At 62.9% G+C, this 14,495-nt stretch carries 15 protein-coding genes; 8 read left to right on the top strand and 7 right to left on the bottom strand.

Annotated elements, in window-relative coordinates; all coding sequences use genetic code 11:
- Positions 1 to 73 precede the first annotated feature (73 nt).
- Together INS80_RS10095 and INS80_RS10090 are read left to right on the top strand one after the other, a co-directional pair.
- Complete coding sequence (locus tag INS80_RS10095) at positions 74 to 976, top strand: protein-disulfide reductase DsbD domain-containing protein (protein WP_192965510.1); 903 nt, start codon at positions 74 to 76, stop codon at positions 974 to 976.
- Positions 973 to 1,422, top strand: a complete 450-nt coding sequence (locus INS80_RS10090; protein ID WP_192965509.1) for an NUDIX hydrolase — start codon at positions 973 to 975, stop codon at positions 1,420 to 1,422. Before INS80_RS10095 ends, INS80_RS10090 begins: the two co-directional genes overlap by 4 nt.
- Here INS80_RS10090 and INS80_RS10085 read toward each other — a convergent pair.
- The 6 genes from INS80_RS10085 to INS80_RS10060 all read right to left on the bottom strand — a co-directional run bounded on the left by INS80_RS10085 (position 1,365) and on the right by INS80_RS10060 (position 8,963).
- Positions 1,365 to 4,811 (bottom strand): efflux RND transporter permease subunit, encoded by a 3,447-nt coding sequence (locus INS80_RS10085; protein ID WP_192965508.1) that lies wholly within the window; start codon positions 4,809 to 4,811, stop codon positions 1,365 to 1,367. The genes INS80_RS10090 and INS80_RS10085 overlap by 58 nt on opposite strands.
- 3 nt (positions 4,812 to 4,814) lie before the next feature.
- Positions 4,815 to 6,278, bottom strand: a complete 1,464-nt coding sequence (locus INS80_RS10080; RefSeq protein WP_192965507.1) for an efflux RND transporter periplasmic adaptor subunit — start codon at positions 6,276 to 6,278, stop codon at positions 4,815 to 4,817.
- A 124-nt stretch (positions 6,279 to 6,402) separates the two neighbouring features.
- Complete coding sequence (gene moaB, locus INS80_RS10075; RefSeq protein ID WP_192965506.1) at positions 6,403 to 6,945, bottom strand: molybdenum cofactor biosynthesis protein B; 543 nt, start codon at positions 6,943 to 6,945, stop codon at positions 6,403 to 6,405.
- A gap of 12 nt (positions 6,946 to 6,957) precedes the next feature.
- Positions 6,958 to 7,578: a LysE family translocator gene (locus INS80_RS10070; RefSeq protein ID WP_192965505.1), complete on the bottom strand. Its 621-nt coding sequence runs from the start codon at positions 7,576 to 7,578 to the stop codon at positions 6,958 to 6,960.
- A complete protein-coding gene (locus INS80_RS10065; RefSeq protein ID WP_192965504.1) occupies positions 7,571 to 8,173 on the bottom strand; it encodes a metallophosphoesterase family protein in 603 nt (200 codons plus the stop codon). The genes INS80_RS10070 and INS80_RS10065 overlap by 8 nt, the downstream gene beginning before the upstream one ends.
- A gap of 13 nt (positions 8,174 to 8,186) precedes the next feature.
- Positions 8,187 to 8,963, bottom strand: coding sequence for a uracil-DNA glycosylase (locus INS80_RS10060; protein ID WP_192965503.1), 777 nt, complete (start codon positions 8,961 to 8,963; stop codon positions 8,187 to 8,189).
- 157 nt (positions 8,964 to 9,120) lie between these two features.
- On the opposite strand from INS80_RS10060, the gene INS80_RS10055 reads away from it, so the two are divergent.
- From INS80_RS10055 to plsY, 6 genes are read left to right on the top strand one after another with little or no spacing between them, the layout of a single operon-like run.
- Entirely contained in the window at positions 9,121 to 10,101 is a 981-nt protein-coding gene (locus tag INS80_RS10055; RefSeq protein WP_192965502.1) for an aspartate carbamoyltransferase catalytic subunit, read from the top strand.
- Between the two features lie 5 nt (positions 10,102 to 10,106).
- Positions 10,107 to 10,640, top strand: a complete 534-nt coding sequence (locus INS80_RS10050) for a hypothetical protein (protein ID WP_192965501.1) — start codon at positions 10,107 to 10,109, stop codon at positions 10,638 to 10,640.
- A gap of 1 nt (position 10,641) precedes the next feature.
- The gene (locus tag INS80_RS10045) at positions 10,642 to 11,037 is read left to right on the top strand and encodes a hypothetical protein (RefSeq protein ID WP_192965500.1); all 396 of its coding nucleotides are present in this window, start codon (positions 10,642 to 10,644) and stop codon (positions 11,035 to 11,037) included.
- Positions 11,034 to 11,579: an aspartate carbamoyltransferase catalytic subunit gene (locus INS80_RS10040; RefSeq protein ID WP_192965499.1), complete on the top strand. Its 546-nt coding sequence runs from the start codon at positions 11,034 to 11,036 to the stop codon at positions 11,577 to 11,579. Before INS80_RS10045 ends, INS80_RS10040 begins: the two co-directional genes overlap by 4 nt.
- The gene (pyrC, locus tag INS80_RS10035) at positions 11,576 to 12,886 is read left to right on the top strand and encodes a dihydroorotase (protein WP_192965498.1); all 1,311 of its coding nucleotides are present in this window, start codon (positions 11,576 to 11,578) and stop codon (positions 12,884 to 12,886) included. The genes INS80_RS10040 and pyrC overlap by 4 nt, the downstream gene beginning before the upstream one ends.
- Positions 12,886 to 13,491 carry a glycerol-3-phosphate 1-O-acyltransferase PlsY gene (gene plsY, locus INS80_RS10030; protein ID WP_192965497.1) on the top strand — a complete coding sequence of 202 codons (606 nt, stop codon included), beginning with the start codon at positions 12,886 to 12,888 and terminating at the stop codon, positions 13,489 to 13,491. The genes pyrC and plsY overlap by 1 nt, the downstream gene beginning before the upstream one ends.
- A gap of 19 nt (positions 13,492 to 13,510) precedes the next feature.
- On the opposite strand, the gene INS80_RS10025 is transcribed toward plsY, so the two are convergent.
- Positions 13,511 to 14,236, bottom strand: coding sequence for a GGDEF domain-containing protein (locus INS80_RS10025; protein WP_192965496.1), 726 nt, complete (start codon positions 14,234 to 14,236; stop codon positions 13,511 to 13,513).
- Between the last annotated feature and the right edge of the window lie 259 nt (positions 14,237 to 14,495).

Genomic DNA, 14,495 nt, shown 5'->3' with positions numbered 1-14,495 from the left:
ATTGTTTGCTTTCTGACCGGAACGTGACTTGGCATTTACCCTTCTGATGCGCATGTATGGTCTAATGACGCACATGCAACCCGACCAAACGCCCGAATACCACACCAGCGCCAAGGTGCCGCCGTCTCGACCGCCAGCGCGGAGGCTCAAGCGCCACCTGTCTCTGCCGCTCGCTGCAGTCATCGCCGCGGGCCTTGCGACACTTGCTCCGCACGCTCGGGCCGCAGAGGGGCTTGGCCCTACCGATCTTGTACAGATCGAAGTGCTTGACGGTGGTCTGACCAGTCGCGGCACCTACCTGGGCGCGCTAAGGCTGACCCTCTCGCAGGGATGGAAAACCTACTGGCGCGCGCCGGGGGATGCCGGCATACCGCCCAGCTTTACCTGGCGGGGCTCGCGCAACGTGGGCGCGGTGTCGATGACGTGGCCAACCCCTGAAGTTTTCCTGACATCGGGCTTTCGCACCATTGGCTATCACGACCAACTGGTACTGCCGATTGAAATTGCACCGGAGCGCCCCGGCGCACCTGTGCGGCTGAAAGGCAGAATGGAACTGGGCATCTGCAAAGATGTCTGCGTTCCCTCCGAATTGCGCTTTGATCACCACCTGAACCCGGACGCAGGCCGCAATCCGGCCATCATCGCCGCGCTGGCCTCGCGCCCCTATTCCGCTTCCGAAGCGGGTGTCTCCTCCGCGACCTGTAGCCTGCGCCCCGGCCGCTACGGAATCAAGGTTGAGGCCCGCATCAAGATGCCCAGCGCCGGCGGAGAAGAAGTCGCTGTGATAGAGCCCGGAACCCCTCACATGATGGCCGGCGAAACCCACACAGAGCGCCGCGGCGGGATGCTTCTTGCCAGCACCGAGTTCCTGCCCGCCACCCAAGGGACCCCAGCCGCAATTGATCGCTCTCATGTGCGCATCACGGTGCTGGGCCGCAGCCATGCTGTAGATATTCGAGGCTGCGACGCCGGATGAGGCGCCCAACGCTTGGCGCGCTTGCCGTGGTGTGCCACCGGATTGCCGGTCAGGACAACGTCATATTGGTCCAACGGCGCAACGCACCGAATGCGGGCTGGTGGGGATTTCCCGGCGGCCACGTGGAATGGGGCGAAACCGCGCTGGAGGCCGCCGCCCGCGAGCTGCGGGAGGAAACCGGCGTTCATGCCCGCCCGCTGGAGTATCTCACCAACGTGGACGTACTGCTGCCCGATCGCAGCGCTACAGGCCTTTCCCATCACTACCTGCTCACCGCGGTTCTTTGCGACTTCATCGAAGGCTCGCCCAGCCCCGACGATGATGCGCTGCAGGCCGATTGGGTTCAGGTGGACGCGCTGCTGCAGGACACCGGCCTGCAGCTGATCGATCAGGTGGCCGAGGTCGCGCTGTTGGCCCGCGCCCGCTGGCGCGCACTGAAAGCATGAGTAAGCGCGCCGATTACATAGGTCAGCAAGATCAATACCACAGAGCCGATGAGGAATATGGCCAAGCCCGCCCGGACCGGGTCCATGGCCACAAGGGGCGGAGCAACCTGCTGTAACCCTTCGCGTAGAGCCGGATGCAAGGCACCCGTCGCCATAGCCCAACCCATGGTCAATCCCAGCCAGCCCAGATGGGCAAAACCAGAGACCCCGATCAGCCACCGCAGCACGCGCGTATGCGCTCTCCCGCGCGAGCGCAACGCCCGCCGCAAAGACGTCAGGGGCCGCGATGCGTCCCGCTGAATGGCGACCAAGGCTGGCACCACAAGCAGCACGAGGAACATCCCAAAGCCAAGCCCATAGACCAGGGTAATCACTGTCGGTTTCAGGAACTGCGCCTGCTGCGAGCCTTCATACATCAGCGGCGCCAGCCCCAGCACCGTGGTCAGGGTGGTCAGCATCACCGGCCGCAAACGATCCGCCGCCCCGTCGATGATGGAGGGGACAAGCCCACGCTCCTTGGCGTATTCGTCGATGGTGGTCACAAGCACGATCGAGTCGTTGATGATGATCCCTGTCATCCCCAAAAGACCAACGACCGTGAACATGCTGAGTGGCACCTCCCAGATGTAATGGCCCCAAATCGTCCCAACGAGACCGAACGGAATGATCGCCATCACCACTATCGGACGCGTCCAGCTGGCAAATATCCATGCCAGCACAAGATAGATACCCGTCAGGCACAGGATCAGCCCAGTGCCTGCTTCGGCCAGGAAGGTATCCTCCTGCTCGCTCAGGCCCGACAGGCGCCATTCCACCTGCCGCTCGCTGGCGATCCTGGGCAGGATTTCATCTTCCAAAGCCTTGATAACCGCCTCGGCGCGGGCCGGATCGTCCTCGGAAATGTCGCCCGTGACACTGATGACCCGGATGCCGTTCTCCCGCCGCACGGTGGAAAAGCCACTGCGCTGACTAACAGAGACGATATCAGCAAGCGGCACATAGCTGCCGTTCGGTGCACGCATCAGGGTGCGTTCCAGGAAATCCGCCGTCAGCTCTCCCTCGGGCAGTTCCACGCGCACCGTGGCGCTGCGCGGCCCATCTGGGTAGGTGGCTGCCTCGATCCCATTCAGCCGCGCGCGCAGGGCACGTCCGAGGCTATCGATGGTGAAATTCAAAGCCTGCCCCTGCGGGGTCAGTTCCAGGATCACTTCTTCCTTGTCATAGGCCAGGTTGTCCTGCACTGCAGAGACTTCGGGGAAGCGCAGGACCGCCGCCTTCAGATCCTCGGAGGCTGCCTTGAGCGTCTGCACATCAGCGCCGTAGAACTGGACGTCCAGCGCATCGCCTCCCGGCCCCGAGCGCCAGCTACGGAAGGAAATTGTCTCGACAAGGGGGTGACGCTCTACCCGCTCCTGCAACTCGGCCACAAAGGCAAAGCTCGAGTAATCCCTGAGGTCCGCGTCGATCAGTTCGATCGATATGCCGCCCAGCAGATCCTTATCCTTTGCCTCAACACCCGAAAGGCCGCGACCGGCGTTGCCGCCCACTTCGGCCATAACAAACTCAAGCGGGTTGCGATCGTAACGTTCCGCGTATTCCGCGCCCAGCGCCTCTGTCGCGCGCTGCATCTCCCGCATCATCGCCAGCGTATCCTCGCGGCTTGCCCCCTCGGCCATCGCAAAATTGCCGGTGACCGATCCGCGTTCGGGCGCATTGAAGAATCGCCATTTCACATCCCCACCGATGAAGAGCACCATTTGGCTGGCCAAAATGACGACCGCCCCGGCGATAACCACGTATCGCGCCTTAACCACCAGCACCATCAACGGGCGGAACAGCGTATCACGCACCCAGCGAAAGCCCTGGTTCACCACCCGGTTCGGCCAGTCGTACCAATGGCGTTTCTGAGCGTGTACCAAGGCATGGGCCATGTGGTTCGGCAGGATCAGGAAACACTCCACCAAAGAGGCCGCCAGCACCATGATCACCGTGAAGGGAATGTCGCGGATCAGATCCCCAAAACGTCCGCCGACAAGTGTCAGCCCGAAAAAAGCGATGATCGTGGTCAGCGTTGCAGCAAACACCGGCATCGCCATGCGACGCGCAGCATTCTCGGCCGCCTGCATCGGCGTTTCCCCCAGTCGGCGCACCCGGAAATCGGCGTGCTCTCCGACGACAATCGCGTCATCCACCACGATGCCGAGCGTGATGATCAGCCCAAAGAGTGAGACCATGTTGATGGTCAGCCCCGCCGCATACATCAGCGCAACGGCCGCAAACATCGCCGCCGGTATGCCAGCCGCCACCCAGAAGGCGATGCGCACATTCAGGAACAGGAACAAGAGCACCAAAACAAGGCCCAGTCCCATCAGACCGTTATCGACCAGAATGTTTAGACGATCCGAGATCGCCTCGGCGCGGGTGCGGATCAGATCGGCGCTGACACCTTGCGGCAGGCTCTGCTGCATTTCGGCGACGACCTTTTCCACCGTGTGCTGAATACCGATGGCATCGCCTTGATCCGAGCGGTCCACCCGGATCGACATGGCTGGATGCTCCCCCACGAAATAGGAGCGCGCGCGGTCCACCCCCTCGACCCGGACCCGCGCTACATCGCCAATGGTGAGCACAGATCCATCCGCGTTGGTGCGCAGGACGATTCCGGCGATCTCATCGGGGTTGCGTTTTTCGCGCCCGGTACGCACGCGCGCATTGGCGCCGCTGACATCGCCCGCCGGATCGGCAGTGACCTCGGAGGCAATGGCAGACGCGATATCGGACATGCTGATATCATGGGTGATGAGCGAGGCCGAGGGCACCTCGACAATGGTTTCAGGCGCGGCAACGCCCCGGATCGTGGTGCGGGTGACGCCCACCTCGAAAAGCCGAACGATCAACTCATCAGCAAATAGACCAAGTTGCTCGGGGCCGATGTCACCGGTGATCACTACATCGGTCACACGATCGCGCCAGGCCCCCCGTTTAACGGTCGGCTCTTCGGCCTCTTCCGGCAGGGTCGTGACAAGGCTGACCGCGGTCTGCACATCATCGGCAGCGCGCGACATGTCCCAGCCGGGCTCGAACTCCAGCGTGATACTCGCAAGCCCCTCACGCGAGGTGGCGCTGCTTTCCTCGACTCCGTCGACCGCCAGCAACGCCGGCTCCAGCGCCTGCACAATGGCGCTGTCCACATCCTCAGGGCCGGCGCCGTCCCATTGGACCCGCACGTTGACGTTCTCGATGATCACGTCCGGGAAAAACTGCGCCCGCATGTTGGGGATCGCCGCCGCGCCCAGCACCAACAGGATCACAAGCAGCAGGTTCGCAGCCGTGCGGTGGCGGGTGAAATAGCTCAGCAGACCGCCCGCAGGCCGCGACAGATCACGCATGGATCAGCCCCCCATCCGGGTTTCGATACGGGTGACCAATTGGGCGGGAACGGCGCGTTCGGACAGCTGAGCCAGAAGCCGTTTGCGTGCCTCCTCCGGCATGCGGCTGTTGCCCTCGACAAAGGCCACCAGCTTGGCGCGGCGGTCTTCGGTCAACTCGATCAGGTCCGGTTCGGCTGGGGCGATCTGCGCATTGGCATCCAGCCGCAGGGGGCGTACCCGGATCCCAGCGCCCAGGAGCGGCGTGCGCGCGGTGACAACCTCGCGCCCCGCAAGCCCCGCACCGCGGATCAGTACATCGTCCCCCTGACGACGCACCAATTCGACTGGCAACGCCTCAAGGCGATCCTCTTCACCTAACACGAGAACCGTGCCATCACTGCCCAGCGCCGAAGCGGCGATGCGCACCACCCGTTCCACCGGTGGTTCCGTGACGGAAACTGTAACAAAATCGCCCGGCTTGAAACCCGGCGCAGCATCAAGACGGGCATAGACCAGACGTCCCGTCTGCCCGTCACCAGCAGCGCCGCTCACGCGGGACAGCGTCCCCGTGGCCGACAGTGCCGCGCCCGACGCATCCAGCATCACCCGTACCGGCGCCGGGATCAGGCGGCCTGCCTCATCCAGAAGCCGCGCATATTGAGAGGTCGAAACGCGAAACGCGGCCTCCAGCCGGTCGGGATCCACCAGTTCGGCGAGTTTTTCGTTTGCAGAGACAAGACGGCCTTCCACCAGACTCACTGATTGCAGCGTCCCGCCAAAGGCCGCCGTGATGGAAGTGTCGGCCAGATCGCGGCGCGCGGTTTCCAGTGCGATCTCGGCGCGGGCCACGCGGGTCTTGGCCTGATCGACGCGCGCCTCGGCCTGTGACACCGCCTGCCTGCGCGAAATCACCGCCTGGCGCGCCTGCGCCGCCGCGAGGGCTGCGGTTTCAACGGTGGCTGCGGTTCCAACGCCGCGCTCTTCCAGATCGAGTTGACGCTGATAGGCCTTTAGGCGCAACTGGGCTTGATCCTGTGCGGCATCCAGTTCATCCCCGGCCAAGACCATCGCCCGCCCCGCATCACGTTCCTCGGCTTCAGCATCCATCATATCCGCCTCTGCCCGGTCCAGCGCGGCCTGGGCATCTGCGGGGTCGATCTGAACCAGTAGAGCGCCCTCTTCCACGCGCCCGCCCTCTTCAAAGTGGTCGGACAAATGGGTTACCCGCCCGCCCAGCGCGGTGCGCAGTTCCAGCGTGCGACGGCTTTCGATACGGCCAAAGGCGATGAGTTCGGGCGCGATGGTCTGCTCATCCGCTGTAACAACCCGCACCGCAAAAACGCGTTCACGCGCAGGCGGGGTGCGCGGCTCTGCGTTCATCCGCGCATCAATGGCACCACGCACGATCCACCCCGCATAGGCCAGCAGCGCCAGCGTCAACGCCATCAGAAGCAGACCTATCAAACTATGCCGCAGAAACCGCATGTCATTTCCTTCCGGTGGCAAATGCTGCCGACAATTCCAGTGAAAACACTCAGGCAAGCGCAATCGCCCACCTGAAAAGATAGCAACTGTACAAATCCTTTACGAGGTTACACGCCCGCGCGGATCACTTCCGTCGCAAATGTTCGTCCAATCGCGGCATTATTTCCACGAAGTTGCAAGGACGGTGACGGAAATCAAGCTGTTTGCCCAGGATTTCATCCCAGCCGTCCTTGCAGGCGCCGGGGCTGCCGGGCAGCGCGAACAGATATGTTCCCCCCGCGACGCCACCCGTGGCCCGCGACTGCACCGCCGAGGTGCCGATCTTCTGCATCGAGATAAGGGTGAACACCGTGCCAAAGGCGTCGATCTCTTTTTCATAGACATCGCGGTGCGCCTCGACCGTGACATCGCGGCCCGTAAGGCCGGTGCCGCCGGTGGAAATCACCACATCGACCTCCGGGTCGGCCACCCAGGCGCGCAGCTGATCGGCAATCTGGTCACGCTCATCGGGCAGGATCTTGCGGTCTGCCAGCACATGGCCTGCCCCGGTCAGACGGTCCACCAGCACCTGTCCCGAACGGTCTTCCTCCAGCGCGCGGCTGTCGGAGACAGTCAGAATGGCGATGCGGACGGGGATGAACTCCTTGCTCTCATCGATACGGGACATGCCTAATGAACCTCATGCTTTTTCAAGAATGGCGAGCCTCAGGGCAAGACCCGCAAAGATACCGCCGGAGATGCGCCCCAGCCAGCGCCCCGCCACCGGATTGGCGATCAGGCGTCGCCCCGCCTGCCCTGCAAAGATCCCGACCAGGCCGTTGATCACGAAACCGCCAATGGACAGGATCGCACCGAAGATCAGGAACTGAATCAGGACCGGACCGGCCTCGGGCACCACAAACTGCGGGATGAAGGCCAGCACGAAGAGGATCACCTTGGGGTTGGTCAGGTTCACGACGAAGCCAGACCGAAAGGCGCGCGCGGCAGGTATGGCAGGCGCTTCGCCCGCAACCGGTCCGCTGCGGAAGGTGGTCCAGGCGAGATATAACAAATAAGCGACCCCGACCCAGCGGATCACGTCGAACAATCCCGGCACCGCCGCCACTGCCGCGCCAAGTCCCAGGCCAGCCAGCACCACATGCACGAAACATCCCGCCGTGATGCCCGCACTGGCCGCCACCGCCGCGCCGCGCCCGGATCGCAGGCCTTGGCCAAGGCAAAACATCATGTCCGCTCCCGGCGTCAAGTTCAGCGCCAGCGCCGCGGGGACAAAGGCCAGAAGGGTCAGCGGATCAATCATTGCTCACCTCAAAGAAATTGGCCATCGGACCAAGGTTCGCACAGTCAGTCCGCCCGATCTGCCCCCTTGCGCCCCAGGCCTCATGCACGTGACCAAAGAGAGACAATTTCGGCTGAAGGCGTTCAATAGCCGCGCGGATCGCGGTGGAGCCAACCGAGAGGCCCGTTGATGTCAAATCGCCTAGCCCCTTTGGCGGGGAATGGGTGACCAGAACATCTGCCCTCTCGCAGGGCTCCAGCAGTGCCTCGGCATCCTCCTCGGAGAGATCCCAGGACCAGGCGCCAAAGGGTGTTTCCGGCACACCGCCGCCCAGCCCCCAGAAGGTGACGCCCTCAATCGTAACGCCATTCCCATGCAGCACATGGGCGTTTGCTGGGGCGGCGGCGCGCAGCTCATCGGCGCTTTCGGCATTGCCTGCCACCATCACCATCGGCGCGGTGATATCCGAGAGCAGCTCCATCGCCTCTGCCAGCCCCTGCCGCGCGTTGCAGAAATCCCCTGCCCCGACCACGAGGTCGGCCTCCGCACTGGCCACAACCAAATCGGCAGCGCGGGCTCGGGCCAGGTGCAGGTCGGAGAAGGCAAGAAGCTTCATTGCTGAAATCTCATCACAGGGCCCCCAGCCGCGCCTTCAGTTCCAGCAGGTCACCCCAGGCGGCGCGTTTTTGGACGGGCTGGCGGAGCAGATAGGCCGGGTGGAACATCGGAATGACCGGCTTGCCCCAGACCTGATCCCACTGCCCTCGCAGCCGGGTGATGCCGCGTTTGCCCAAGACCGCCTGACAGCTGATATTGCCCATCAAGACCAGCACCTCCGGCTCGGCCAGCTCTACATGGCGTTTCAGGAAAGGCACCATCATCGCCACCTCTGCGGGCAGCGGATCGCGGTTCTGCGGCGGCCGCCAGGGCAGGACATTGGTGATATAGACGTTCTTGTCCCTGTCCAGATCGATAGCGCCCAGCATCTTGTCCAACAACTGTCCGGCGCGCCCCACAAAGGGACGCCCCTCGCGGTCCTCGTCCCGGCCCGGGGCCTCTCCGATGATCATCACCCGCGCGCCTGCCTGACCGTCAGAAAACACAAGGTTGCGCGCACCACGCTTCAGCTCGCAGTGTTCAAAAGCACCAATCGCCTCACGCAGGGCTGGCAGGGCGGTTGCCGCGCGGGCAGCTTTTTGGGCGACCTCGACCGGGTCCACTTCAGGCGGGCGCTGGATGTGACCGGGCTTCACCGCTTCGGGCTGCGCATCGCGGGCGGCTTTGCGCGCCTGCTGCTCCAGCTCGTAGCGGTTCACAGGGGTTTCGCACAGGGCCTCGGTCGCGCCCAGTTCGATCTGCCAGGCCAAGAGGGCCCGGGCGCTGTGATAATCCAATGCCGATTCCATGGCGCAAAACTACTCTGCCCACGCGCCAAGCGGAACCACAGACTTGCGCAGCGGGACAAGAGGTATCACTCCACTCCCCAGACAGCGACACCACAGCGCCTTGCCCGGCCCCGCTGCCCCGCCTATAAGGGCGCGCAAACAGCGCGGAGCCCGTCTCATGTCCCATGCTTCCCCAGCCCCCACCGGACCCAGCTTTGCAGCCCGTCACCTGTTGGGGATCGAGCACCTGAAACCCCATGAGATCACCGAGATCCTGGATCTGGCCGACACTTACGTGGACCTGAACCGGCGCCCGGAAAAGCATTCGGACGTGCTGGCGGGTCTTACCCAGATCAACATGTTCTTTGAAAACTCCACCCGCACACAAGCCAGCTTCGAGCTGGCCGGCAAGCGCCTGGGCGCGGATGTGATGAATATGGCGATGCAGGCCTCCAGCATCAAAAAGGGCGAGACGCTGATCGACACGGCGATGACCCTGAACGCGATGCATCCCGATCTGCTGGTGGTGCGTCACCCTCATTCGGGCGCGGTGGATCTTCTGGCGCAAAAGGTGAACTGCGCGGTTCTGAACGCGGGCGACGGGCGGCACGAGCACCCGACGCAGGCGCTTTTGGATGCGCTGACCATCCGGCGCGCCACAGGGCGGCTGCACCGGCTGAACATCGCGATCTGCGGCGACATCGCCCATTCCCGCGTGGCGCGCTCGAACCTGATCCTTTTGGGAAAGATGGAAAACCGCATTCGCCTGATCGGCCCGCCCACATTGGTGCCAGGCCATTTCGCTGAATTCGGCGCCGAGATCTATGACGACATGCGCGAGGGGCTGCAGGACGTGGACGTCGTCATGATGCTGCGCCTTCAGAAGGAACGCATGGACGGGGGCTTCATCCCTTCGGAGCGCGAATACTACCACCGCTATGGGCTCGACGCCGAGAAACTGGCGCTGGCCAAACCAGACGCTATCGTCATGCACCCTGGCCCGATGAACCGCGGGGTCGAGATTGACGGCACCATCGCCGACGACATCAACCGATCCGTCATTCAGGAACAGGTCGAGATGGGCGTTGCCGTGCGCATGGCAGCAATGGACCTTCTGGCCCGAAACCTGCGCGCCGATCGGATGGAAAAGGCGGGCTGATCCTGATGGAGGGCGTCATCCATATCCCGGCAGGAGAGTACGGAGCAATCCGTCTGTTCCGGCTTGACATGCGCCCCGAACAGGCTGCCTTCCTGAAAGAGCCTGAGGCCCTCGCACAGGTGCTCGGCATTGATGCCATCGACATGGAGCAGGTCGATATCTTCCCGATCCGGGATCTGGAGGAGATCGGCCTTGCCGGGTACCTGACCGAGGGCATGGGCGTGCCCGAGGATCAGATCGCTCAGGACCGCGAACGCCTCGCGGCGCTGGAAGGTCACGTCATGGTGATCCGCTCGCGCGCCTTTGGCGGACGCGAGATGCGCCTGACACCCGCCGATCAGATCCAGCTGATCGCCACCTACGGCACCCCCAGCGCCACATGGACCGCCCCGCCGATCGAGACCGAAAGCGCCAAACCCTATTCCGCGCCGAAACTGCCCCCGCGCAAGGCCCGTGCCGAGGCGCGTCGTATTGGCGCCACGCTCTTTGCCTTGGTCATGGGGCTGATCTTTCTTGTTCTCTATCTGCTGGTGAGCTGACATGCCCAAGACCGAGAACGAGATCACCTTCACCCCCGACCGCAGCGCCTATATCCGCGCCCATGCCTGGATGGCCGCCTTTGCCATGGCGGCGGGCATGGGGGTCCTCTGGGCCGCAGGCAACCCGCACATCTGGACCGGCGCCATCGGGGGGCTTGCCGCCATCGCCCTGCGCGGCTGGTATCTGGCGAGCGAGGAACTGGCCGTGGTCTGGACGATTTCCGGCGGCGTTCTGACCGGCCCCGCAGAACGCAGCGTACCCCTGCATGACATCGAGACCATCCGTTCCATGGGCGGCTATGTGCAGGTGATCACCAAGGGCGGCGACAAACACCTGATCAAATACCAGGCTGACCCGGGCCATACCCTCGCGACCATTAGGGGCGCAATGCCATGACCGATGCGCGAGGCTGGGATGGTCTTCTGGATGCGGATGAGCATGTCCTTTGGCAGGGCCGCCCCGACCCTGGTTTCACTGTGACAGGACAAATGATTGCCTACACAATTTTTGGAATGATCGTCACCGCCTTTGGACTGTTCTGGACCGTAGGCGCCATGTCCTTTGCTGTTCTGCTTGGGATTACCGGCCTTTTCCCGCTCGGCGTCGGACTTTACCTGATTGGCGCTGGACTGTTCTGGCCCTCATATTCCCGTCGTCGCACCTGGTACAGCCTGACCAACCGCCGCGCATTTATTGCCACAGAGCTACCGTTTGTCGGCCGGGGCTTGCGCTTCTGGGACATCGGCAGCGATACCACGATCGAGTTCGAGGAAAGCAAATACTCTACCATCTGGTTTCACGAGGAAACACTGGGTAAGGGCGACAACGCATATACCAAACGTGCGGGCTTTGAACGGATCAGCAACGGGCGAGAGGTGCTCGCCCTGATGCGTCAGATACAGGCCGGAGCGGACAGCATGGAGACACCGGAAACATGACCACTCTTTTCATCAACGCCCGCCTGATCGATCCCGAGGCCGGAACGGATGCGCCGGGGGGTGTTCTTGTGGCGGACGGTCAGATTGCTGAAATCCTGCCCGAGCGCACGGATCCTGCGCAGCTGTTTCGCGCGCGAAACATTGACCCTGCAAAGGCAGACGTGGTGGATTGCGGTGGCAAATGCCTTGCCCCCGGCATCGTCGATATCGGCGTCAAAGTCTGCGAGCCCGGCGAGCGGCACAAGGAAAGCTACAAGACCGCAGGTCTGGCTGCGGCGGCGGGCGGCGTCACCACCATGGTCACCCGCCCCGACACAATGCCCGCCATCGACAGCCCAGAAACGCTGGAGTTCGTCACCCGCCGCGCCCAGGCCGACGCGCCGGTGAATGTGCTGCCCATGGCTGCCCTGACCAAGAGGCGCGAGGGGCGCGAGATGACCGAGATCGGCTTTTTGATGGATGCCGGGGCGGTTGCCTTTTCCGACTGCGATCACGTGGTGGCCAATACCAAGGTGTTCTCCCGCGCGCTGACCTATGCCAAAAGCTGCGGCGCGCTGGTGATCGCCCACCCGCAAGAGCCGATCCTGAGCGCAGGCGCCGCCGCGACCAGCAGCAAGTTCGCCACCCTGCGCGGCCTTCCCGCCGTTTCCCCGATGGCCGAACGCATGGGCCTGGACCGCGACATTGCACTGCTTGAAATGACCGGCGCACGCTATCACGCCGATCAGATCACCACCGCCCGCGCCCTGCCCGCGCTGGAGCGCGCCAAGGCCAATGGGCTCGATATCACTGCGGGCACCTCGATCCACCACCTGACGCTGAACGAGCTGGACGTGGCCGACTACCGTACCTTCTTCAAGGTGAAACCGCCGCTTCGGTCCGAAGAGGACCGGCTGGCGGTGATCGATGCGGTACGCACGGGTCTGATCGATACGATTTCCTCGATGCACACGCCGCAGGACGAGGAAAGCAAGCGCCTGCCGTTCGAGGAGGCCGCCGCCGGCGCCGTGGCGCTGGAAACACTGCTTCCCGCTGCCCTGCGCCTCTATCATGCCGAGCTTTTGGATCTGCCGACCCTGTTCCGGGCCATGTCCCTGAACCCAGCCAAGCGTCTTGGCCTGCCGTCGGGTCGGCTGGCTGCAGGCGCACCGGCGGACCTGATCCTGTTCGATGCGGATGTTCCTTTTGTGTTGGATCGCTATAGGCTGAAGTCAAAATCGCAGAATACCCCCTTTGACGGGCAGCGCATGCAGGGCAGAGTGCTGGTAACCTATGTGGCAGGCAAGCCCGTGTTCCGGAGAGACTGATGCCTGAATTCGAAACTTCCTTTGTGCAGCTTCTGCTGTGGGCCGTTGTTGGCTATGGGCTGGGCTCGATCCCCTTTGGCCTGGTGCTGACCCGCCTCATGGGGCTGGGCAACCTGCGCGAAATCGGCTCAGGCAATATTGGCACCACCAATGTGCTGCGCACAGGATCGAAAGTGGCGGCCCTGCTGACACTTTTGCTGGATGGTGGCAAAGGCGCAGCCGCCGTGGTGATCGCGCGCCTGATGGCCGGAGAGGACGCGGCGCAGCTCGCGGGGCTTGCGGCCTTCTTGGGTCATTGTTTTCCGGTGTGGCTCAGCTTCAAGGGCGGCAAGGGCGTTGCCACGTTCCTGGGTCTGATGCTTGCGCTGGCATGGCCGGTGGGCGTAGCAGCCTGCCTGACATGGCTGGCAGGCGCCGCGATCACACGCATGTCCTCAGCTTCTGCACTGTTGTCGGCGCTGGCTGCGCCCGTCTGGGCAGTCTTGCTGGGTCATCCACAGATCGTTGCACTGACTATCGCGCTGACCGTGATCGTAATCTGGCGCCATTCCGAAAACATCGCCCGTCTACGGGCCGGAACCGAGCCCAAAATCGGACAAAAGTAGAACCGACATGTGTCGCTTTCTACGCAGCCGACTGCGGCGTCTGATGCGGCGTTCCCACCCGGTTGCGACCTTGGTTTTTAGCCAGGTACAGGGCCTCATCCGCTTTGCGCAAAACCTCGACCAGAGGTTTCTCGCCGTCGGCATAGCCAAGCCCGATTGAGATCGTGCATCGCAGATCCTGCCCTGACACGCTAACCGTCTGGTTCTCGACGGCCCGGCGGATCTGTTCTGCGCGGCCCATCGCCTCATCCAGATCCTTTTGCGGCAGGCAGACAACGAACTCCTCGCCCCCATATCGCGCCGCTAGACCGTCCTGGCGCACATGGGTTTCGATCACCTCAGCCACCCGCCGGATCACCTCGTCGCCGACAAGATGGCCGTAGGTATCATTCACCTGCTTGAAAAAATCTATATCAAGCATCAGCACACTGCCCTTGAAGTCGCTGCTCATCTCGTCAAGGCGGCGCATGAAATGGCTGCGGCTCAGGAGGTTGGTCATCTGGTCATGGGCCAAAAGGTGTTCGAGCTGCTGGTTCAGGCGATGGATCTCCAGCATGCGGTTGGCAGACCATAGCGTGACAGGCGGCGCAATCAGCAAGGGCACCAGAATGGATGGCTGCAATGACTGAGTTATCAGCTCACCGCCCTGCATGATCCAGGTCAACAGAATAGAAGCCAGCACCGCGCCCCCGGTGATGGCGACCACAAACCTCCACTTCTCGGCAGTTGTGCGAACTTTCAGCATGGCAACCCTTAATGATACATATGAAACAGACCTTAGCCGGTCGAGGTTAAGGTTCTCTGCTCTGCGTGCCCGATTTTATGCCGAATTGCAGTCAATTCTGGCCGGTTTTCGCTGCGGCGCACAACAGTTGGCAACCAATGCAAGGCGGCTGTCATTGCCCGTGCCCGATGCCATCTTCACAAACGCCGCGCGCCATTGTGATGTGCATTTCCGAACAGTCCAGGCGGCCACACGGCGCAGTCAAAATGAGTTGTTTTGA

It is taken from the genome of Phycobacter azelaicus (assembly GCF_014884385.1).
Classification (GTDB): Bacteria; Pseudomonadota; Alphaproteobacteria; order Rhodobacterales; family Rhodobacteraceae; genus Phycobacter; species Phycobacter azelaicus.
Note: the sequence above shows the minus strand (reverse complement) of the source record. Positions and strands in the feature narration are given on the sequence as shown.

Bases quoted from the DNA above. Each gene is read 5' to 3' on its own strand.
- INS80_RS10095 (WP_192965510.1), top strand. From the start codon at position 74: ATGCAACCCGACCAAACGCCCGAATACCACACCAGCGCCAAGGTGCCG.
- INS80_RS10090 (WP_192965509.1), top strand. From the start codon at position 973: ATGAGGCGCCCAACGCTTGGCGCGCTTGCCGTGGTGTGCCACCGGATT.
- INS80_RS10085 (WP_192965508.1), bottom strand. From the start codon at position 4,811: ATGCGTGATCTGTCGCGGCCTGCGGGCGGTCTGCTGAGCTATTTCACC.
- INS80_RS10080 (WP_192965507.1), bottom strand. From the start codon at position 6,278: ATGCGGTTTCTGCGGCATAGTTTGATAGGTCTGCTTCTGATGGCGTTG.
- moaB (WP_192965506.1), bottom strand. From the start codon at position 6,945: ATGTCCCGTATCGATGAGAGCAAGGAGTTCATCCCCGTCCGCATCGCC.
- INS80_RS10070 (WP_192965505.1), bottom strand. From the start codon at position 7,578: ATGATTGATCCGCTGACCCTTCTGGCCTTTGTCCCCGCGGCGCTGGCG.
- INS80_RS10065 (WP_192965504.1), bottom strand. From the start codon at position 8,173: ATGAAGCTTCTTGCCTTCTCCGACCTGCACCTGGCCCGAGCCCGCGCT.
- INS80_RS10060 (WP_192965503.1), bottom strand. From the start codon at position 8,963: ATGGAATCGGCATTGGATTATCACAGCGCCCGGGCCCTCTTGGCCTGG.
- INS80_RS10055 (WP_192965502.1), top strand. From the start codon at position 9,121: ATGTCCCATGCTTCCCCAGCCCCCACCGGACCCAGCTTTGCAGCCCGT.
- INS80_RS10050 (WP_192965501.1), top strand. From the start codon at position 10,107: ATGGAGGGCGTCATCCATATCCCGGCAGGAGAGTACGGAGCAATCCGT.
- INS80_RS10045 (WP_192965500.1), top strand. From the start codon at position 10,642: ATGCCCAAGACCGAGAACGAGATCACCTTCACCCCCGACCGCAGCGCC.
- INS80_RS10040 (WP_192965499.1), top strand. From the start codon at position 11,034: ATGACCGATGCGCGAGGCTGGGATGGTCTTCTGGATGCGGATGAGCAT.
- pyrC (WP_192965498.1), top strand. From the start codon at position 11,576: ATGACCACTCTTTTCATCAACGCCCGCCTGATCGATCCCGAGGCCGGA.
- plsY (WP_192965497.1), top strand. From the start codon at position 12,886: ATGCCTGAATTCGAAACTTCCTTTGTGCAGCTTCTGCTGTGGGCCGTT.
- INS80_RS10025 (WP_192965496.1), bottom strand. From the start codon at position 14,236: ATGCTGAAAGTTCGCACAACTGCCGAGAAGTGGAGGTTTGTGGTCGCC.